At 47.3% G+C, this 22,260-nt stretch carries 13 protein-coding genes and 1 riboswitch; of the genes, 9 read left to right on the forward strand and 4 right to left on the reverse strand.

Translation table 11 applies throughout. The features are described from left to right. Positions 1–4: 4 nt before the first annotated feature. The 4 genes from BC792_RS15450 to BC792_RS15465 all read left to right on the forward strand — a co-directional run bounded on the left by BC792_RS15450 (position 5) and on the right by BC792_RS15465 (position 5,726). Positions 5–937, forward strand: a complete 933-nt coding sequence (locus BC792_RS15450; RefSeq protein ID WP_148909919.1) for a hypothetical protein — start codon at positions 5–7, stop codon at positions 935–937. A 38-nt stretch (positions 938–975) separates the two neighbouring features. Then, positions 976–1,812, forward strand: a complete 837-nt coding sequence (locus tag BC792_RS15455) for a glycoside hydrolase family 16 protein (RefSeq protein WP_148909920.1) — start codon at positions 976–978, stop codon at positions 1,810–1,812. A 185-nt stretch (positions 1,813–1,997) separates the two neighbouring features. Continuing rightward, positions 1,998–4,061 (forward strand): transglycosylase domain-containing protein, encoded by a 2,064-nt coding sequence (locus BC792_RS15460; RefSeq protein WP_246155139.1) that lies wholly within the window; start codon positions 1,998–2,000, stop codon positions 4,059–4,061. A gap of 1,122 nt (positions 4,062–5,183) precedes the next feature. Further along, positions 5,184–5,726, forward strand: coding sequence for a phosphoribosyltransferase (locus BC792_RS15465; RefSeq protein ID WP_148909921.1), 543 nt, complete (start codon positions 5,184–5,186; stop codon positions 5,724–5,726). Here the strand turns inward: BC792_RS15465 and BC792_RS15470 are convergent, their stop codons facing one another. After that, entirely contained in the window at positions 5,727–8,609 is a 2,883-nt protein-coding gene (locus BC792_RS15470) for a PD-(D/E)XK nuclease family protein (RefSeq protein ID WP_148909922.1), read from the reverse strand. It abuts the gene before it with no gap. A gap of 382 nt (positions 8,610–8,991) precedes the next feature. Next, positions 8,992–12,375, reverse strand: coding sequence for a UvrD-helicase domain-containing protein (locus BC792_RS15475; protein WP_148909923.1), 3,384 nt, complete (start codon positions 12,373–12,375; stop codon positions 8,992–8,994). A gap of 595 nt (positions 12,376–12,970) precedes the next feature. Here BC792_RS15475 and BC792_RS15480 point away from each other — a divergent pair. The 4 genes from BC792_RS15480 to BC792_RS15495 all read left to right on the forward strand — a co-directional run bounded on the left by BC792_RS15480 (position 12,971) and on the right by BC792_RS15495 (position 18,961). Further along, complete coding sequence (locus BC792_RS15480; RefSeq protein ID WP_148909924.1) at positions 12,971–13,915, forward strand: hypothetical protein; 945 nt, start codon at positions 12,971–12,973, stop codon at positions 13,913–13,915. Positions 13,916–14,039: 124 nt separating this feature from the next. Further along, complete coding sequence (locus tag BC792_RS15485; RefSeq protein WP_148909925.1) at positions 14,040–14,567, forward strand: 30S ribosomal protein S16; 528 nt, start codon at positions 14,040–14,042, stop codon at positions 14,565–14,567. A gap of 143 nt (positions 14,568–14,710) precedes the next feature. Then, positions 14,711–14,815: riboswitch (SAM riboswitch) on the forward strand. Between the two features lie 45 nt (positions 14,816–14,860). Beyond that, positions 14,861–15,817, forward strand: a complete 957-nt coding sequence (gene metF, locus BC792_RS15490; protein ID WP_148909926.1) for a methylenetetrahydrofolate reductase [NAD(P)H] — start codon at positions 14,861–14,863, stop codon at positions 15,815–15,817. Between the two features lie 138 nt (positions 15,818–15,955). Then, on the forward strand, positions 15,956–18,961 hold the full coding sequence (locus BC792_RS15495; RefSeq protein WP_170250052.1) for a glycosyltransferase family 117 protein: 3,006 nt from the start codon (positions 15,956–15,958) through the stop codon (positions 18,959–18,961). Positions 18,962–19,568: 607 nt separating this feature from the next. Here BC792_RS15495 and BC792_RS15500 read toward each other — a convergent pair. Together BC792_RS15500 and rimM are read right to left on the reverse strand one after the other, a co-directional pair. Continuing rightward, positions 19,569–21,239 (reverse strand): glutamine--tRNA ligase/YqeY domain fusion protein, encoded by a 1,671-nt coding sequence (locus BC792_RS15500; RefSeq protein ID WP_148909928.1) that lies wholly within the window; start codon positions 21,237–21,239, stop codon positions 19,569–19,571. Positions 21,240–21,445: 206 nt separating this feature from the next. Continuing rightward, a complete protein-coding gene (gene rimM, locus BC792_RS15505; RefSeq protein ID WP_148909929.1) occupies positions 21,446–21,970 on the reverse strand; it encodes a ribosome maturation factor RimM in 525 nt (174 codons plus the stop codon). 106 nt (positions 21,971–22,076) lie between these two features. Between rimM and BC792_RS18535 the strand changes: the two genes are divergently transcribed. Further along, entirely contained in the window at positions 22,077–22,241 is a 165-nt protein-coding gene (locus tag BC792_RS18535) for a hypothetical protein (protein WP_211357558.1), read from the forward strand. The last annotated feature ends 19 nt before the right edge of the window (positions 22,242–22,260 follow it).

Consider the following 22,260-nt stretch of genomic DNA (forward strand, 5'->3'; position numbering starts at 1 on the left):
AATTATGATAATCAATTATAAAGTATTAACGAAAGTGAAGATGTGGGGAACTTTGCTCCTGTTACTCTTCGTGCAATCCTGTCAGATTGAGGGCGAGAGCCTGTCACTGCGTGAATTACCGAAGCCCGATTTTGACGCGGAGGAGATAGGGCCGGGCCGCATAAGACTAACAAACAGAAGCAACCAGCCTACTATCGCGCGGTGGACTGTATTAAGCAGCGGGCAGAAACTGGAAGGGGATGTCGTTGAGGTGAATTTAATTTTTGAAGGCTCCTATGACGTTAAATTAGATGTGACTGGACAAGGCGGAATGGCAAGTGTTACCAAAACGGTGTCGGTGTCGGCAGACGACCCCGAGGCATGCAGCGATGATAAATTGTTGGGTTTTTTGGCAAGCTGTACGCAGAAAACGTGGCGATTGAATCCGGAGGCGGGCGCATTTAAGGTGGGGCCGGGACCAGATAATGGCGACTGGTGGAGCAGCGGTACGGCGGACGTCGTGACGAGATCTTGCGAATTTAATGACGAATTTACTTTTTATTTTAATGCTGAAGGCACCTTTGCTTATGACAATAAAGGTGATTTCTTTGCCGACGGCTACCTGGGAAACAAAACCGCAGGTTGCGAACCCGCGGATAATCTTAAGGGAGACCAGATGCTCTGGAATTCCGGAACGTTTCAATTTGGAGTCGTCGAAGGTACAGGTGTAAAAAGGTTGGGACAGCTTCGCTTAATAGGCAAAGGCGCACATATTGGTGTAAAGAAAGCACACAACGGTGGCGAAACAGATACAGGTCCAGCAACGGACTATATATTGTACGATGTTCTGGATATGCAGAAAAATGTGAACGGACAAGGGTACGACCTTTTGAAAATTGGTGTCAACATCGGTGGAGATGGTTGGTGGACCTTTACTTTACGGTCTTTTGAAAATTAGCCGAGATGCCTATTCGTGTAAATTAAAATGAAACAGATATGAACTTGTGGTTAGTACCGGTCGTGCTTTTGCTGTCCTGCTCAGAGAAGCCATATGTAAACAATATTATAATACCAGAACCTATCGCTCCTAAAGAATATGAGTTCTCGAAAACGCCCTCCTGGGCCGACGAATTTGACTACGAGGGGCTTCCTGACCCCAGCAGGTGGGGTTACGATACTGGTGGAAGCGGTTGGGGAAATAACGAACTACAGCACTATACCGAAGCCCGCCCTGCGAATGTGCACGTCGCTGACGGTGTGTTGACCATCACGGCCCGCAAAGAAGCTTACGAAGGCAGCGGGTATACGTCCACACGCTTGATAAGCAAGGGGAAAGGTGATTTTCTCTACGGCCGGTTTGAAGTTAAAGCGAAAGTTCCAACCGGACGGGGGACATGGCCTGCTGTATGGATGTTGCCTACCGACTGGGCATACGGCGGATGGCCTGCGTCCGGCGAAATTGATATTCTCGAACACGTAGGGTATGATCAGGATGTGGTGCATATCAGCGTGCATACGGAGAGCTATAACCACGCCATAGGAACCCAGAAAACAGCATTCAGAAAAATTCAGAATGCCTCGACGGAATTTCATACCTTCCGCGTGGATTGGACACCAACCTATATCCGTGGATTTGTAGATGATGTGCAATTATTCGACTTCCAGAACGAAGGGAAGGGATATAAGGCCTGGCCGTTTGATAAGCGGTTTCATTGGCTCCTGAATCTGGCAGTAGGAGGCAACTGGGGCGGGCAACAGGGCATAGACGACGATGCCTTCCCGGCATACTTCCAGGTGGATTACGTGAGGGTTTATGAACTGCTGAATCCTTAAAAAATTGAATCTTTCTAAAACGGGAGGCGCCGTCTTAAGGCGGTTCGCTGGCCACTGCGCAGGTGCCTCCCAACGAAAGTCTGCAAGGCCGTACGATATACAGACGGGGCGGTGAAGAACAAGAGAAGAGGGAGGGTTGTCTGATTTAAAAAAAATGTCCTATTTTTAAATCGAAATCCGGCGGTATGAACATTTTGCAGAAATTACCTTCCCTGAGCAGGAAGCAACGAAAGATCGCGTTAGTTACGGTAGGGGGTATTATTTTACTCGTGCTGATTGGCGTAGGCGTGGGGCTGTCCGTACGTGGAAAAGTCCTTAACAAAGCCATGAAAAGGGCCGAAGCTGTACTTCTGGACCGGTACAACATAGATTTTAAGGTCCGCGACGTCGGGTTTACGGGGCTGGCGACGGTTACCTTTCAGGATATCGAGGTGCTTCCGAGAGATCGTGATACGCTCGCCCGGATCGAAAAAATGGCGGTGTCGGTCCGCCTCTGGCCGCTGCTTTTCGGAGATGTAAAAATAGGAAACCTCGTCCTGAAAAATTCGGAAGTTACATTGATTAAGCGCGACTCTTTAAGTAACTACGATTTCCTCTTTAAAAAAAGAGCGCAAGAGAAAACAGCAACGGACGATAATATCGAACGTAATTACGCAGCATTGATTGACGGGGTCATGAAGCAGGTTTTCTTTAAAATCCCGCGGGATATGGAGCTGGAGGACTTCGAGCTTTCCTATCGGGATGACAGTGTGTACCAGCGTATCCGTCTACCGAAAGCCGTGATTGACGGTGGAGACTTTGAGACTAGTTTATTCTTAAACGATCATGATGCACAATGGAACCTGGCGGGACATGTCAACCCCGACAGGCAGCAATTGCGCGTTGAGGTGTCGTCAGAGCAGGAAAATGTCGAGTTGCCCCTATTGGAGCGGAAATTCGGCTTGCGCGCGAGTTTCGATAAGGTGATGTTCGAACTCGAAAAGGTGAAGAGGGTAACGAAAGACTCCTTGACGTTGGCCGGCGAATGGGCTTTTGAGAACCTGCGCGTCCGTCATCAGCGCTTGTCGGAGGACGAGATTCTGCTTCCCGAGGCCGTGGGACAAGGGCAGATCAATATCGGTAGACTTGCTATGGAGGTAGATCCCACAAGCCAGATCCGCGTGAAGGAATTTGTGTTTAAACCACATGTCCAGTTTGTCCCTAAGCCGGAAAGGCAGGTCAAGTTATCTGTTCATACCGGCTTCTTCGCGGCGCAGAAACTTTTCGACGCCATTCCCCGAGGGCTGTTTGAAACGGTCGAAGGAATAGAGGTGGAAGGAGATATCGCGTATGATCTGGATTTTTCCGTTAATTTTGCGAAGCCCGACGAATTGACCTTCCGCTCGAGAATGGACGACAGCAGGTTGAAAATAAAGAAATGGGGAAAGGCCGACATTCCGCAGATGAACACTGCATTTACGTACCACGCATATGAAGATACAACTTTGATGCGGACGATTGTAGTAGGGCCATCTAATCCCAGCTTTACACCGTTAAATCAGATTGCCCCCATACTAAAGAAGACGGTGCTGAATACCGAGGATCCTTACTTTTATGAACACCGTGGTTTCGAGGAAGAGGCATTCAAGCTGTCTATTGCGACGAATATTAAGGAGCGCGCATTTAAGCGGGGAGCAAGTACGATATCGATGCAGCTGGTGAAAAATCTCTTCCTAAACCGTAACAAGACCATGATGCGCAAACTGGAGGAAATCTTGCTGGTGTGGCTGATGGAGGCGTCGAGGGAGGTAAGCAAAGACCGTATGTTCGAGGTGTACCTGAATATTATCGAATGGGGAAAAAATGTTTATGGGATCACGGAGGCCGCGTCTTATTATTTTGGAAAGAAGCCGGCCGACCTGACGATCGGCGAAAGCTTGTACCTGTCAAGTATTATTCCCCGGCCTAAAACTGCCCTGGGATCGTTCGATTATACCGGACACCTGAAACCGTGGGTACAACGACATTTCAATACCTATGGTTACATCATGACGAAGCGGGGACAATTACAGGACGAGGCCGTCCCCTCGGCCTATGGGTTTTACGACGTTACGCTGCAGTCCAATCTTCGTCCGCCGCGTCCTAAAGGGATCGTAGATACAGCCTTCAGAGAAATAGATCCCGAACAGGAAGCGATTATGAAGGAGATGGAAATCGAGGAGGCTACGCGGAAAAGCTTATTGGAGAAGCTGTTTGGTATTGAGAAGTGAGATATGAGTATTGAGACGCAAGATCTTGCGTCTCCACAGCTATATGCTATCTGCCATCAGCCATCAGCTTCCCTCAACGACTTTACGGCTTTTGGTTATCGCCATCTGCCATTAGCCATGAGATTGCTTCGTCGTGCCTCCTCGCAATGGGCGTTTTTTTTGCGGCTTCGCGGCTACGCTATTTCAAGGCAGCCCTGTGCTGGGAAAGGACCGGCATTGGTTCGACTGCGTCAGCGGGCCGCCATAATAGCCGTTAAAAACCGTTCCTTGTCTGAACGTAGTGAGTTTGGAACGGTTTAGGCTAGGATAAGGCACGGTAGCATCAAGAACCTCGGCCGAAGGACCTTGTTTACTTGGGTCCTTCCAAGTAAAACCCCGCCCCGGGTTGAGGGGCTATGAAGAAGTGAGAGACTAGATGTGAGTAGTTAGTATTGAGAAGTGAGATATGAGAAGCTAGATGTGAGATATGAGAAGTGAGATATGAGTAATTTGCAGTTAGGAGTTAGAATGGTTAGATGACGTAATTCGTGATTTGGAATTACCAACCTTATCTAACTTCACTTCACGATTTTACAAATCAACGGCTTTACGGCTTTTTGGTTATCGCCATCTGCCATTATCCATGAGATTGCTTAGTCGTGCCTCCTCGCAATGGGCGTTTTTTTTGCGGCTTCGCGGCTACGCTATTTCAAGGCAGCCCTGTGCTGGGAAAGGACCGGCATTGGTTCGACTGCGTCAGCGGGCCGCCATAATAGCCGTTAAAAACCGTTCCTTGTCTGAACGTAGTGAGTTTGGAACGGTTTAGGCTAGGATAAGGCACGGTAGCATCAAGAACCTCGGCCGAAGGACCTTGTTTACTTGGGTCCTTCCAAGTAAAACCCCGCCCCGGGTTGAGGGGCTATGAAGAAGTGAGAGACTAGATGTGAGTAGTTAGTATTGAGATATGAGATATGAGTAATTTGGAGTTAAGAGTTAGAATAGTTAGAAGACGGTCGTTGCTATCAAAAACAACTTCACAGCTTATAGCCTTGCTATTAGCCATTAGCTTCCCTCAACGACTTTACAAATCAACGGCTTTACGGCTTATAGCCATTAGCCATTAGCTACAAAAAACGGATAGATATGAATAGCATTCAGATAGATAACTTAAACTTCGAACTGTTTATCGATTATGATCAGATAAAAAAGCGTATCCGCTTAATGGGGATTGATATCAGCCTGCGTTATGCCGATAAACATCCTGTTTTTGTAGGCGTCTTAAACGGGTGTTTCATGTTTATGGCCGATCTACTGAAGCAGGTGCATGTTCCCTGTGAAATCTCTTTTGTCAAGCTGGCTTCTTATAAAGGGACATCGCAAGGCGATTTACAGGAGCTTTTCGGCGTTGGGATGGACCTTGGGGGGAGAGACGTTATTATCGTCGAAGATATCATTGATTCGGGCAATTCACTCAGGCATACGATAAACGCGCTGGAACGGCTCGGCGTAGGCAGCATCGCCGTCTGTACGCTGCTTATGAAGCCCGACTGTTTACAACATCACTTCGACAATATCATGTACGTAGGCTTTGAAATCGATAAAGAATTTGTGGTAGGGTACGGACTGGATTATAACGGACAGTGCCGTAACCTACCTGACATTTATCGACATGTGGAGTCGACCTGATTACTCCTGGTCCACCTGTGGCACAGCATCGCGGTAAAACAGGGTGTACGGGTCGGAAGGGTAAATCTTACTGTCGGGATTGTGTCTGAACGGAACGGCAGGATCAAATATTTCCTGCAGCGTATCACGGAGAAAGCGTACAAACGCATCTTGCGTATAGATAAGCTGTTCTCCCGCAATAATAACATCTTTTCCATTACTGAAAAGTGTCCCTTCCTCCCGCATTTTCCGGGCGACATAAAGGTTCGGCTCCAGCTGTCTTCTGCCGGTTACCTGTTCGAATACATATGCATAAAACAGCGTCTGTATAAGGGCTTTGTTCTCCGTATTCGGCGCCAGAACCTTCTCCAGACTTTTGAACAAAACGCTGTCGCCCCCGGTTTTGTAGTCTACAATACGCGTTTTTATTTCGTCGTGGTGTGTGACGACTTCGTCGACGCGATCGATTATACCGAAAAGACGTACCGTTTGTTCGCTCCCGTCAACTGAAATAGGAAAATCCAATGTATAATCTTCGTCGTTTTCTAATTCAATGATACGGAAAGCTTTGAAGTGCTGCATGTCATGCGTGAGATACATGCGGACATATTCGCTTGCTATCTTATGCATAATCCGTTGCATGCTATTCAGATCAGCCAGCGATGTCATTGCTGTGTGGTATTGATTGCCGATTTCCTCGGTGATGAGTGCATCCACCTCTGCCAACTTTTCGGACAGCTGTTTCGTGGAAGTGAAATGCTCGAGCCCTTTGTAAGGTTTTAACAGCTTTTCCATCACGTTATGGATGACAGTGCCCAGTCTGTTCATCTCAAACTCGTGTGAAATGGACGGTGGTTCTTTTATATCTGCAACATGCTTCAAAAAGAATTGTAACGGCGACTGCAGGTACGTGGTAAATGCTGTGGCCGATAGCTTCTTTTTACCGAGAATATAAGTATTCCATAAATGTTCCTTAATCTTTCCGGACTTGGGTATAATGAGTTCGGGACAAGGATCCGGAAATCGAACCGGCTGCTGTTGTGTGTGGACAATAAAGCGGAAGCTGCTTTCGAATCGCAGCTGTTTAATAAACCGGCTTTCTTCGCCGGTGCTGCTTTCGTCTACAATGCTGTTATAAAATAAATGGATCCCCTCGCTGAACTGAAAATGCCGATAAAACAGGTAGGCGGATAAGGCGTCCTGGTTTTCCAATACGGGAAGGTCGTATGCACGCCTTAAGCTGTTGGGTAAAAACGTGGGCGAACTCGACGTTTGCGGAAGTATCCCTTCATTGGCACCCAGGATATATATATAGTCAAAATTAAGACAACGGCTCTCTAATAGCCCCATGATCTGGACGCCTCGTAGCGGATCACCCTCAATGGCCGAGTTGACAGGGTGAATTGCCTTTCGGATCAGCCCTATCTGAAAAGCTATTGAAGTGGGCCTGATCCGGTCTATACCTAGCTTTAACTGGTTTAGCACCTTTTTTGTTTCGACAATTAAATTGCTGTCGATCTGACGTACCCTGTCTTCTGTAGCGATTGATGATAATAAGCTGTCCAGTAGGTTGATAAGTGTGGGTATAAGTTCCGTAGGAGAAGCCAGCGGCTTAAAGAACCGCGGGAAGACACTGCTGTGCAGGGCGATAGCCTCGATATCCACTTCGAAGAGCTGTTTAGTGGAAATCTCATCCAGCAGTGCCGTCTTCTCCGACGGCGAGACGTGTGTAAGCGGATGATTAATAAATGCTTCCAGCTGTTGGAACGCCACCTTTTTCTTCTTTTTATGCGAAATTTCCTCGTGGGTACGCATCCACAGGTCGATAAGTCCGTAGATGGGCGACTGAATCAACGGATATCCAGTCGTGATATTCGGTTTGAGGTCGGGAAGACTCTGCAGAAGTGGGACCAACATGCTTTCGTCCGCGAGCAGAATTGCCGCACTTTTACCCTCCGCCCGGTGCTGAAGAAGCACGTTGTGGAGTAGCTTCGCCTGACTGTTCTTGCCCGTCGAGGCGTATAGATGTACTTCCGAATTGCGGTGTCCGATCATGTTGGGCGGTTCCCCTAAAGCATTCTCGAGTTGATACTGCTGCAGGTTCCGTCGGATGAACAGGCCAGCCTCCTGTTGAGGGTCATTTAGGTAATACGCATCTACATCAAAGTAAAAGAGTGCACGGTCTTCTTCCTGCCACTTTTTAAATAAGTGGGCTTCCGCTTTATTTAGTGCGTTAAAGCCCACGAATAGGATCTTTTTATACCTTTTTTCGAAGTCCGGATAAGGCACCGCGCCTTCAACGATGTCGCGATACAACGTGGGGTAATTGAGTTGGCCCGCCTGCTGCAGTTTGGTCTTAAAACGTTTATATAGAACGGGGAGGCGCTTCCAAAGACGGAGGAAGCGTTGCTGCAAACCCGTGTGGCCCGCTAAACTGAACGACTGCCAGAACTGGCGGATGAAATGCTGCTGTTCCACGGTCAGATGCTGAAATGCAATATCGATCTTCGTCGTGTCGTACAGCTCCATATAGATATGCTCGATGTCTACAAGCTCATAGTCCAGTTGGCCGAAATCGCTTAAGATAATTTCGGCGACAGGATAAAACTCTTCCAAAGACTCCGGTTCGGCACCCTCCGCGGCGAGCAGCTCATTATGCAACTCAAACAGATAAAAAAATTGGGTGAGAGGGGATACTTCCACAGCGTCGGTCGACAGCTTGAAAAACTCCTGTATCGTAAAAAAATGAGGAGACCAAAGTGCTCTGCCATAAACATCAGCGAGATGTTTTTTTAAGTAAGTAATGGGACGCTTATTATTAAATATGATGGCAATATCGGATAGGTCGCTGCCAAACCGTTGTTGTATATCCTCTGCTACCAGTCGTAGAAATGGTTTGTTCATGTTGTGTAATGTTACTTGTTAGTAGGTGCACGATAGATTTCTTTTGTCATGGCGAGCCGGTCTTGACCCTTCGACAGAGCCTGTACTGAGCCTGCCGAAGTGCTCAGGGTGACCTTGTCTTGGCTGAGCGTGTCGATCCGTTCTTCGACAGCGCTGTAGAGCCCCCTCGACAAGCCTATGGTGATAACGCAGCCGAAGCCGTAGATTCAATACTTCATCTTTGCCAGGCTGAGCGTGTCGATCCGTTCTTCGACAGCACTGTAGAGCCCCCTCGACAAGCCTATGGTGATAACGCAGCCGACGCCGCAGGTTCAATACTTCATCTTTGTCAGGCTGAGCCTGTCGAAGCCTTCGAGAACGTATTTCTGTCATGTTCTGTATGTTAGGTTACTTCAACTAGTTCATTGATCTTGGCATAGTAAAGATAGCCCTTAACGTTGGCATAGCCTAGGTTCGTCAATGCCCGCTTGTAACTGTCCACTTGCCACTGATGGTCGGCATAATCGCCCTTAGTAAATTTAAAATCCAGGACGATGGTCGATTCTTCGCTCGTAAAAACTTTGTCGGGGCGGATGGTGTCGCCGTTTTCAAGGATAATGCTGGCTTCATTCCAGATCTTATAACCACCGGTAAGCCACTGATGAATTTGTGGGTGGTGCCATATCTGTCGTATCTCCTGTTGTATAAACGGCCGATCTTCTGTGGTCAGGACTCCCTGCTCCACATATTGGTCGATCATAACATCAATTTCCTCTTCTTTGGTGATCGCCGCCATAATTTCATGTGCAAGAATGCCATACTGGGCGGCCTTTTCCAGCATCATGATGCTATTGATTGTCCGTCTGGAGGACTTGTCGAAGGCTTTTTGCAATTCGCCGGACAAGGGGTAAGACGAAAGGGCAATGGGCCTATGCTCCTCGTTTTGAACGGGCATAGACGGGCGTTCTGCTTCAATGTCGTCCCCGCGTGCAAGGGTCTGATCTACGATCACCTCATTTTGCTGGATGGCGAACGGAGCGTCCTGCGCAGATAATACCTGAAAGACGACGTCGCTGATATAGTCGTTCTTGACTTCCTGACCCAGTATCTGTCCCGTTTTTTTGTCTATGTTCTCCTTAAAGGCAGGAGCCAGTATGTAGAGATGCTGTATAGCGCGGGTGGTGGCAACATAAAATGTATTTAACGCGTCCATATAGTTAAACAACATTTCTTCAAAATATTGCTTATAGAAAATAGAATTCCCGAGGCTGCTGGTATATTTTACAGGAATCTTGCCAAGGGCGTGAAAGGGCGAGTCCTGTGTATCAATCCAGAAGTCGCCGTTGGTCATCCCGTCGAGGTCCCACGAACAGAAAGGGAGCACCACTACATCGTAGGCGAGCCCTTTAGACTTGTGTATAGTGGTTATCTCAATGGCATCAATTTTACCGTTTCCGGGAAGTGTGGCACGATGTCCTTCTTCTTCCCAATACTCGAGAAACTGAGTGATACCCCGTTCTCCGTTGGCGGAAAAGACAGAAATCATGTCTTTAAAGGCTAAGATATAGGGAAGGTGCATGTTTTCGCCATGGTGTAGCCCATATATTTCGATCAGCTGTTCAATGAGATGAATGAGGGGAGACTGCTGGAGTTTGGTCCACTGATCGAGCAGGAGTGCTGGCAATAGGCGGACAAGCTCCTGTAGATCGTTACTTTTAAACGCTAACCAGTAATCGGGATCGAAGCTCTCCTGTCTGCTGAGGAGCGCATAGAGATAGGCTATTTTGGCGCGGTAAATAACTTGTTTGTCAGAAGTGTAGACCAGCGCTTTTAAGGTTTCGATCAGCAATAGAATGGCGTCGTTAGCTGCTAGCGATAAAGCGTCGCCGGATACGATGTCGAAGTCGACGCCGCTGCTGTTCTTATATTGCATCAGCTTTTGGATAACATCGCGTGCCTGCGCATTGCTTCGGACGAGAACGCCGATTTGTTTCGGCACGTATCGTCCGGACGAAATCCAGTCGCCGATTTTCTCAGCCATGAGATCCAGTGCTTGTTCAGCTACCTGCTTTCGGCGCTGGCGTCCCTCCTCTACGGGCAGATAGCGGATTTCGATCGATCCAGCCGCTCCCTGTGTGGATAGGCGGTGGGGAGGTACTTCCTGACGGCTGTTGGCATAAGCCTTCGCCAGCATGGACGCGTTCCCCGAATCTGTCCACCATTGCTTTCCCTCGTCGTCAAGTGCTTCAAAGACTTTCTCGTTGAGTACATCCTGCAGTCTCAGCGGGACGTGCTCAAAAAGGTAATTGTTTAAGGTGATGATATTCGGAAAGCTCCGGAAGTTTGTATCCAGCGTTCCGTTTTCTATAAAAAGCTGGCGCTGCCCTTCCGGCAGATGGAACGATTGTGCCACCTGATCCTCCACCTGATGGAGTAAGATGCGCCAGTCGCCGTTACGCCACCGGTATATGCTCTGTTTGACGTCGCCCACAATAAGGTGTTCGCTGATTTTTTGCTTTGCATTGCCCAACGCGTTAACGAGTAACGGACTGTAATTCCGCCATTGAATGCGCGACGTGTCCTGAAATTCGTCGAACAGGAAATAGTTATAGCGGTTACCGATTTTCTCCCAGACAAATGTAGGGTCGTTGTGTTCGTCGAGCCCAAGTTTGTTGAGTAGGATCTGCGAGTCTGAGATAAGCTGCGCTCCATTATCTTTGCGCCATTGACTTAACAGGTCGCTCATCTCTTTTAATAGGCGTAGGTAATAAAGATTCCCCTGTACGGCATGGTAAGCAACATACGTGGGGTAGAGTTTATACAATTCCGCAAACTGCCGGAAAATGGGCTGCAGCGCCGATCTGATATCATCGCGGACGCATTTGTTGCAATCCGTAAACGCATTCTGGTCGTCGGCAAGCTTAAGAAACCGTTCGAATATTTTCTGCAGGTCGGCGGGCGAAGCTTTATGGACATTGGGACTGACCTTGGCCGCTGAAATCAACCCGTTTCGGGATTTTCCCTTTAAGTCGTCCGCGCCGAGTTGAAAGGTTTGAAATATGTCGAGAAACGCCTGAATGGTTTGGCTGAGCGTATTCAGAAAGAACCTGGTTTTCTCCTGAACGTCTTTATTTAGCAGTGTAAACACTTCGCCTGCGTCGGCCACCGTGAGGTACGCATTAAATTCCTGAAAGTTCTCCGTAAAAATAAGGTTCGCAAGCGACAACAGCTGCTGGCGATAATTCCAGTTCTCGTTGTTGGCAATTTTCTGTTCCGCATATTGTATGATCCAGTCCAAGAGGTCGGGCCGGTCGTCCAGTAGCTGGTTTAACATGACGGCTAGGTCCTGTTTAACTTTAGACGTATTCATTTCTATTTTATAGGCCGCATCAAGGTTCAGCTCATAAGTAAAGCTGCGGATCACTTTTTGGGAAAAGCCGTCTATTGTACTGATGGTAAAATGTCCATAGTCATGGAGTATCTTCCGGTATACCCGATAGGCCTTTTGCTGAATGATATCTTCCGTCCAACCGGCAGACTCTTGACGTAACAGGGGTCGGAAGTCGGCAATCCTCTTCTCCTGGCTGCCGAGGGCCAAGCCGTGTAGAACCCCAAGGATACGCTCCTTCATTTCAGCCGTGGCTTTATTGGTGAAGGTCACGGCAAGTATCTCCCGATAGCTATTTTCGCTGGAAAGCAGGAGTGTGAGGTAGTGCAGGGTCAAACTAAAGGTCTTTCCCGAACCGGCAGAAGCTTTTAATATCTTTAACGGAGCTACAGTCTTCATACTACAAAGTAAAAATTAAAAATTAAAAGTAAGAAGAAGTTGGAAGTTAATAGCGGATGGCTGATAGCTAATGGCAAATGGCTATAGGCCGTTGATTGGTAAAGTCGTGAAGTTAGATAAGGTTGATAGGGTTAATAAGGTTGATGTGGTTAGTGAGTGAGAAATCGAAGATGGCCGTGGAAGCGTGAAGGCTACTTCGTAGTTAGAGGAGGTTAGATGAGTGAGGTAAAGTTAGATAGGTGGTTCGTGGCTAATGGCCATCGGCTATAAGCCAACAGCCATTAGCTAAAGTCGTGAAGACGTAAATTTGTAAAAAGTCCAAACTCCTAAAATGAACCGTAAAAAAACCGTCATTGCGAGGAGGCGGCGCGGCGACGAATTTCTGAAGACTGACTCCCAACCCCCAATCGCCTTTACGTTTCACACTCTTTTTTTTGATTTCAAAGTATTTCATTATATTGCGACAATTACGAAGGATACCAGGGATTAACCTCCGATGTACGAATCATTGTGAATAGGCTTCATTAGGTTGGGAAGCAAGGCGGGATTAATATCAGCTGATCCTCTATGCAACCGGAAAAAATATTACGTACATATGAAAAAATCGCACTATCTACTGTTGGCTTGCGGACTTTTGTCGTCCTGTAAATCAGATGATATAACGGATATTTCATCAGATAGAATTTCAAGTATTGAAAGGATCTCTACCGTTGGATATGGAGTGCCGCCTTTGATTGAACGACATGCGTTTGTCTACGATGAACGTGGCCTTCTGAAAAAGGTAGATGAAAGGGTGTTCTATTACGGAGTAAATGATAAAGCAGAATATAGCCGCGTTTTCCTCACCTCATTTCAGCCAAACGGCAACTCCGTATATGTTGAGCGGTTATCTTACCGATGGGATGCACAAGGAAGGTTGATAGATATCAATCTAGACAGCCTTTATAAAAAGACGCCAGCGATTCCTGGCGGGATTTCGACAGACGGGCCCGAGAGTTTGATAAGAAATATCGTGCTGGCCAGCTATAAGTATAACGGAACGGACCGGAAACCGTCCGCTATCTTCTATCGTCCCATAACACACTCCGGCTCCAATATCATAATAATAGGCGATGAAGAGAAGGTAGAATATACATACGAGGGGGGAAATGTGTCTTCCAGCGTTCGCACAGGAAAGATAAATAGCAGCGGGCACCCCGTCCGTATGACAACAGTAAACACTTACCTGCCGAATAAGCACCACTTCGCGGAAATATATAACAAGCTCGGATTTCATCCTTATAATTTTGCGGAAGTTGTTCCTCAAAATTGTGTCAACACCAGCGAGCGGAAGGTAGATGGGTTTAATAGCGACGGGTTCACACCTCCCAAAGGAGGCGATATCAATTTTGTGGATATAAGCGGAGACGTAATAAGCTTTCCTTTTGTGTTTACGGGAAAAGCAACATATAGCTATCATTTCAATGATATGGGTTTACCCATTGAAATTACTGAAGGCGGCGACGGTGTAACGCAGCGGACTGTAATTACTTATAAATAGTATTCCATCAAATCGACGTTAAGGAAGTTTTAGTTTTTTCCTTTTGATTTTTAATTATTATCTTTGCGTCCCCTCTTGCACGAAGCTCGGGGGATATGTTGGATACATAAAAGAACTATAAAAAATGGCAACTAAAATCAGATTGCAAAGACACGGTAAAAAAGGAAAGCCTTTTTACCACGTTGTAGTAGCAGATGCACGTGCTCCACGTGACGGTAAATTTATTGAGCGTTTGGGATCTTACAACCCTAACACAAATCCTGCAACCATCGTTTTAGATTTTGACAAAGCGTTGGATTGGATGAACAAAGGAGCGCAGCCTACAGATACCGCCCGCGCTATCTTATCCTACAAAGGTGTTTTATACAAGAAACACTTACAGGGTGGTGTTAAAAAAGGCGCTTTCGACGAAGCTAAAGCGGACGAGCTTTTTGCACAGTGGTTGGAAGGCAAAGAAGCTAAAATCGAAAGCAAGAAATCTGGTTTAGCGCAAACTAAAGAGGAAGCTAAGAAAGCTGCTCTTGCTGCTGAAGCAAAGAAAAGTGCTGAAAAAGCTGCTGCTATTGCTGCTAAAAACACACCTGCTGCGGAAGAGGCTCCTGTTGAAGAAGCGGAAGCTGAAGCACCTGCATCAGAAGAAACTGAAGGATAATTACGTTCTATACAGATTCAGAAAAGCCGGATTCAAGGGATCCGGCTTTTTTTGTTTATTGCTTACCCCTATAGCAGCCTGACGCTGTCACCCCGACTTTCATTTTAATTTTTACTTTTTAATTGAAATCACGATATTAGCGACGCTTATAGAGAAAGGCAGAGGGAATAGACCCGCTGAAGCCTTAGCAACCTGGTGGATGGCCAAGGTGCTACATTCTACTTCCTGTGTAGGAAGAAAGATAAGCTGACGAACCACCTCCGTGCGTTTTCTCTAAGCCTAAATCGATAAACATGAAGATTGTAGACCATATCAAAAACGCGAACGGAAAGACCTTATTCTCCTTTGAGCTATTGCCTCCTGCCAAAGGACAGGGCATTCAGAGTATTTTCAAAACGATGGATGAGCTGATGGAGTTTAAGCCTCCTTTTATCGATGTAACTTATCACCGTGAAGACTACCTCTATAAGCAGCACGAAAGCGGCCTGCTGGAACGGGTAGCGTACCGTAAGCGGCCGGGTACGGTAGCGATCTGCGCCGCCATCATGAGCAAGTATAAGGTTGATGCGGTTCCCCACCTGATTTGTGGCGGTTTTACGAAGGAGGAGACAGAAAATGCATTAATCGACCTCAATTTTTTGGGAATCGATAACGTATTGGTGTTACGTGGCGATGCGCGCAAGGGCGATCCTGACTTTGTACCTACTCCCGGCGGACATGCGTATGCCACGGATCTTTTACAGCAGGTGGTCGACATGAACCAGGGGAAATACTTACACGAAGACATTGAAAGCTCTGAAAAGACGAATTTCTGTATCGGCGTGGCGGGATACCCTGAGAAACATTTCGAAGCGCCGAATTTTAACACCGACTTTAAGTGGTTAAAAAAGAAGGTCGAAATGGGAGCGGAGTTTATCGTAACACAGATGTTCTTTAACGTCGAAAAATATAAGGAATTTGTGAACAAATGCCGCGACAATGGCATACACATTCCCATTATTCCGGGATTAAAGCCGCTAACAACAAAGAAGCAGCTTATTACACTTCCTAAAATCTTCCACTTAGATATTCCCGAAGAGCTCAGCGACGCAGTAGACGCCTGCAAGACCAACGCGGATGTCCGCCAGGTAGGAGAGGAATGGCTGGTGAACCAATGTAAGGAATTGATTAAGTTTGGAGCCCCCGTGTTACATTTCTACACCATGAGTAATCCCGGACCCACGAAAAAGATCGTTGAACGCTTAGCGTAAGGGCACCACCCTAACGGGCTAACTGCTTGTTTTATAGTTGTTAGGCAAGATAGGTCTTTCGTTAAATAATGTTAACGAAAGACCTATCTTCTTATTTTGTTCGTAATTTACTGTTCAATTTTACCAAGAATGATCCTCATGAATTACGAAAAGACCAACAACCTTATCGGATGGCTTCTTGCTATTAGTGTTACGGTAGTCTATATGCTGACAGCAGACCGCTTCAGCAGCTGGTGGGACACAGGCGAATTCATTGCTGCAGCGTATAAGCTTCAAATTGTCCATCAGCCCGGAGCTCCACTTTTTCTTATGATACAGAACGTGTTTTCCAACCTGGCCATGGGCGACGCGTCGCGTATCGCTTTTTGCATGAACATCGGGTCTGCTGTGTGCAGCGGACTAACGGTGTTGTTTCTTTTCTGGACAATTACCGCCTTGGCTTCGAAGGTGATCCGTCAGCAAACAAAGGAAGCTAAGGGCTGGGAAGCGGCACTGATTATGCTCGCGGGCGTTACTGGTGCGGGAGCCTATGCCTTCAGCGATACATTTTGGTATTCAGCTGTGGAATCGGAGGTATATGCCATGTCTTCGTTGTGCACGGCTGCCGTTTTCTGGCTTATCCTAAAATGGGAAAAGCGGGCCGATGAACCGCAGGCAGACCGGTGGCTCCTCCTAATCATGTACATCATGGGGCTGTCCATAGGCGTGCACCTGCTCAATTTGCTGACCATTCCAGCGTTGGCACTGATTATATACTTCCGGCGGACCGGCAAGACGTCGTTGCGGGGTATTTCAGCTGCACTCTTGTCTGGGATAGCGGCGCTCGCTTTTGTCCTCTGGGGGATTATCCAATATTCGGTGCGCTTGGCCGCGCAGTTTGATCTCTTTTTTGTCAATCACTTGGGACTGGGGTTTGGTTCGGGGGTAATGTGTTTTGCGCTCCTCCTGATAGCAGCGCTGATCTGGGGTATTAGGTATAGTATACACCGACAGAAGCCGTTGTTGAATACCGCTTTGCTGGGCGTTTGCTTTGTTCTTTTTGGCTATACGTCGTTTGCCATGATTGTCATCAGGGCGCACGCCGATCCTCCGCTGAACAATAATGCCCCCGACAACGTGTATTCTTTCCTCGGCTATCTAAGCAGGGAGCAATATAGCAGCGAACCGCTCGTGAAGGGGCCTAGCTTCGACGCCAAGGTCCTCGACGTGGCCTATCAGACAACTTATAAGAAAGGGGAGAAACAATACGAAAAGATGACGCGTCAGTCGTCTTACGTGTTCGATAAAGAAATGTTCTTCCCACGTGTATATAGCGAGAAACATGCTGAGTTCTATAGAATGTATTTAGGGCTTCGCCCCGGGGAAACACCCAGTTTTCTGGATAACTTGCGTTTTTTCTTTTCTTACCAACTAGGCGACATGTACGGTCGTTACTTCTTGTGGAATTTTGTAGGTAGACAAAACGATGAACCAAAGTATGCCGGAAACACAAGCGGAAACTGGGTGTCCGGTGTAACAGCCACGGATGATGCCCGCCTGGGCGGGCAACGCGATCTTCCGGTCCATCAGTATACAAATCCCAGTAGAAATGTATACTACTATATTCCGTTACTGGTTGGCATTGCCGGATTGATCTGGCATTTCCGACGCGACAGAAAGCATGCGGCTATCGTGGCCTTGCTGTTCTTCTTTACGGGAATAGCGATTGTGCTGTATTTAAACCAGTCGCCTGTGCAGCCAAGGGAGAGAGACTACGCTTATGCAGGGTCCTTCTATGCCTTTTCGATCTGGATCGGTTTTGGCGTATTTGCCGTTGCCGACCTCCTGCGCAGAAAGCTATCGGCTCCCGTAAGGACGGTGATGGCAGGCGTTCTCTGTCTTTCCGGCGTACCGCTACTGCTGCTGAACGAAAATTTTGACGATCACGATAGGTCAGCGCGCGACTTGGTCCGCCACGTGGCACATAACTACCTTCAATCCTGTGAACCAAATGCCATCTTGTTCACTTATGCCGATAATGATACCTTCCCACTATGGTATTTGCAGGAAGTGGAAGGGGTGAGGACAGATGTGCGGATAGTCAATCTAAGCTATCTGTTATCGCACTGGTACGTGAAGCAGCTGGCTAATAAGGTTAATGACGCCGCTCCCGTAGATACCTCTATCGCATTCGACAAGGTAGCACAGGGTGTTAGAGATTACCTGCCTTTTGTTGATCAGGGCATTTCGGAAGCCGTCGACCTGGATATGTTGCTGCAGTTTATGCTGTCCGATAACCCGACGAATCAGCTGTCGATGCAGGATGGCAGTCTGATAAATTACCTTCCGGCAAAGCGGATCAAAATGGCGGTGGATAAGGAGTCGGTATTAAGCAGTGGCGTCGTGCCCGAAAAGTGGGCGTCCTCGATCGTAGAGGAGATGGAATGGGAATATTCGCAAAATTATATGACGAGAGCCGAACTGGCCCTTCTAGGTATCATAAAGAGCAACAACTGGAAGCGTCCTATCTATTTTACGAACTATACGCCAGCAGAGCGAATGGCCGGACTTTCCCGCTACCTTATCGATGAAGGGTTGGTAAAGAAGCTGCTCCCGGTGGCGTTTGACGACGTTGACGGGACAGGCGCCGTCAACGTCGATAGGCTCTATGAACTGGCAGTGCATGACTTCGAATGGGGTAATTACGCCAGCCAGAATTACGTGGATATCGATTCCCGCAACTACATGGACAATTTTGTCATTCCCGATATTTACGAGCGCACTGTTCAGCTGTTAAACCAACATGGAGATACCGAACGTGCCGGGCACGTCGCGGTCAAGGCGGCTTCACTCTTGCCGAAACGTATATATGGAGCGCAGGAAGCCTATCATTACAGTGGTGTTGTTGATACGCTCTATAAAGGGAAGAGAACGCATATTGCCAACGAAATTGTGGAGCGACACATTCATTTTCTGGAGGGTAACTTCAGATATGCAGATGCGCTGGCACGGGATAAGCCGGAAGCGCTCGACGCCCGGTCTATACAATACAGCATGGCCGCGTTGGAAAGGTATCGGACTATCTTGGGGACGGCGAAAGACGAACGGTATGCAGCCATCGACGACTTATATAATCGGTACCGTGCACGTTTCTTTTCCGAGTAGGGTAAGGGAGTTAGATGTTAGTAGTGAGATTTGAGTAGTGAGTATTGAGAAGTCAGAAATTAGATATTAGAAGTGAGATTTGAGTAGTGAGTATTTGAGAGGCAAGATCTTGCGTCTCCACAGCTATCTGCCAATAACTATTAGCCTCTCACTTTACGACTTTACAAATCGACAACTTTACGGCTAAACTCTATGGAAAGGCAGCCTTGTGCGGGAGGAAAGGACCGGCATCGGTTCGACTGCGTCAGCATTTCTAGTGATTGGTGGTTAGGAGTCAGGGGTTAGATCGTGATTAGAGACTTCACAAATTAATTTCCAACTTCCTTTTTAATTTTTACTTTTTAATTTTTCCAACCTTCCAAGTAAAACCCCGCCCCGGGTTGAGGGGCTATAAAGATGTGAGATGTTAGATATTGAAGTGAGTATTGAGTAGTGAGTATTTGAGACGCAAGATCTTGCATCTCCACAGCTATCTGCCATCAGTTATTAGCCTCTCACTTTACGACTTTACAAATCGACAACTTTACGGCTTATAGCCATCTGCCATTCGCTATAGCTTAGGATTGCTTCGTACCCGAGGAAAGGGGTACGAAGCATCTTTTTACCGTTACGATTTTTTTACTTCTTTAGCCCAGGAGTCCTTTAACGTAACCGTCCGGTTGAAGACTGGTTTGTGTTCGGTGGACTTGCTGTCTAATGTGAAATAGCCCAAGCGGATAAATTGATAACCTTGGTTAGGCTTTGCATTTAACAGGTCGGGCTCTAAATAGGCCGTTTCTATAATTTGTAGGCTATCAGGATTGATAGACTCCTTAAAGTCTTCGGCAGCGGCCGGATTTTCCTCGTTAAATAGACGGTCATAGAGCCTCACTTCGGCTTCTTTCGCATGAGCGACGGACACCCAGTGTATGGTGCCTTTCACTTTCAGACCAGATGTATCTTCGCCCGACTTCGAATTTTGAACGTATGTACAGTGTACTTCCGTTACTTTGCCATTTTCGTCTTTCACGAAGTCATGACATTCTACAATATAAGCATGCTTCAGGCGTACAGATAACCCCGGGCCCAGGCGGAAAAATTTCTTGGGCGGCGCTTCCATGAAATCATCACGCTCAATCCATAGTTCCTTGCTGAACGGGATGATGCGGTGACCATCGCCTCCCTCGACTTCCGGATTGTTCTCGCCGACGAGCTCTTCGATCTGCCCGTCGGGATAGTTTGTGATGACAAGCTTTATCGGATCGAGCACGGCCATGCGGCGCCAAGCTGTCTGGTTGAGATCCTCACGGATACAGAATTCCAGTAAACTCACGTCGATCATATTCTCCCGCTTTTGTACACCTATTCTATCGCAGAAGTTGCGGATGGACGCCGGCGTGTATCCACGTCTGCGTAATCCTGATATTGTCGGCATCCGTGGATCGTCCCAACTTTCTACATATCCTTCGTTGACAAGTTGCAATAGCTTCCGTTTACTCATGACAGTATAGGAGAGGTTAAGCCTGGCGAACTCGTATTGTTTCGACGGATAAATTCCCAGCTTCTCAATACACCAGTCGTAAAGCGGCCGGTGCGGAATAAATTCTAACGTGCAGATCGAGTGTGTGATTTTCTCGATGGCATCGGACTGCCCGTGTGCGAAGTCATACATTGGATAAATACACCATTTATCGCCCGTGCGATGGTGATGGGCATGCTTGATACGGTATAAGAGCGGATCGCGGAGGTGCATATTGGGGCTCGCCAGATCGATCTTAGCCCGCAGCACTTTCTCCCCATCCTTGTATTTTCCGTCGCGCATTTCCTGGAACAGACGTAAGTTCTCCTCCATAGACCGGTCCCTGTAAGGTGTAGGCGTGCCGGGCTCGGTAGGGGTACCTTTTGCAGCAGCGATTTCTTCGGCGGTACTGTCGTCCACGTACGCCAGTCCCTTTTTGATTAAGTCAACTGCGTAGCCGTATAAGATCTCGAAGTAATCCGATGTATATAGTTCTTGTGCCCACTGAAAACCTAGCCACTGTATATCATATTTGATGCTTTCGACATATTCTGTGTCTTCGGTAACAGGGTTTGTGTCGTCGAAACGAAGGTTGGTCTGCCCGTTATATTTCTGTCCTAAGCCAAAATTTAGACAGATCGATTTGGCATGACCGATATGGAGATAACCGTTAGGTTCGGGAGGAAAACGGGTTAGTACACGCCCATCATGCTTCCCGTTACGAAGATCCTCTTCAATAATCTCCTCGATAAAATTCAGTGGTTTTTCTTCATTTAACATAGTACAAACCTACATAAATTGCTTTGCATTCGCCAGCAGCTGAAAGATAAAAAATTATTTGCCAGACACACCTTTAACTATCGTATCGCAGCTTGGATTATACGGCGATAACGATATAGGAGCAAGATTGGCAACGATGAAGCGCTGTCCGATGCCGCGAGGCATAAGGAGCATTTTTGCCGCACAGCATGCCAGCGCTTCCTTTATTATTCCCTATATAAATCGACCAGACCTTCCGGTAAATCGACTTCTATAACCTGGTCTTCGGCATCGATGCCCAAGATGAGCTCGTCATTTAGGGGGAAAAGAAGTTCTTTCCCCTGGAAATCTACCGTTGCCACAAACTGTTGAGGCAGTTCCTGTACATCCGTGATTTCACCTATTTCACCCTCGTGTTCATCGACCACTAAAAAACCGATTAGATCGTGGTATCTAAAGTCGTCCGGATCCCGTTCGGGCATCTTGTCGTTGGGGAGATATACCTTTTTTCTTAAGAGCGGCTGCGCTTTATCGATGTGATCGATGTCTTCGAAATATAAGTAGGCTGTGCTGTTTTTCTGCAGCTTGACAGCACTTACAAAATAAGGCACCAGCTTCTTATCCATTTCTAAAAAAAGAATATCCAGATCTAACTCGGCATAGTCCTCGAACTCGAAGAAAAGCTGTAGTTCGCCTTTGAGGCCCCGTGTTTTCGTAATATAGCCGATATAAAATGCGTCGCTGATGTTCATGATGCAAAGTAACGAAGTAAAAAGCCAAAACTCAAAAATAAAAAAGCGTTATGGGGCGAACAACAGGTTTCTTTTGTGATGGCGAGTGTGGCGTACACCTTCGACAATGTTATCCTTCGACTACGCTCAGGATGACACCGACAGCTCCATAGCAGGGTGCCTCTTCCATGTCACCCTGAGCCTGTCGAAGGGTCTGTCGAAGCCCTTTCGGTGTCTATCCTTCGACTACGATCAGGATGACACCGCCTCCCTGTTAGGGGTTTTATTTTGACGTGTTTTCAGAAGAGGAC

This window comes from Sphingobacterium allocomposti (assembly GCF_008124885.1).
GTDB lineage: Bacteria > Bacteroidota > Bacteroidia > Sphingobacteriales > Sphingobacteriaceae > Sphingobacterium > Sphingobacterium allocomposti.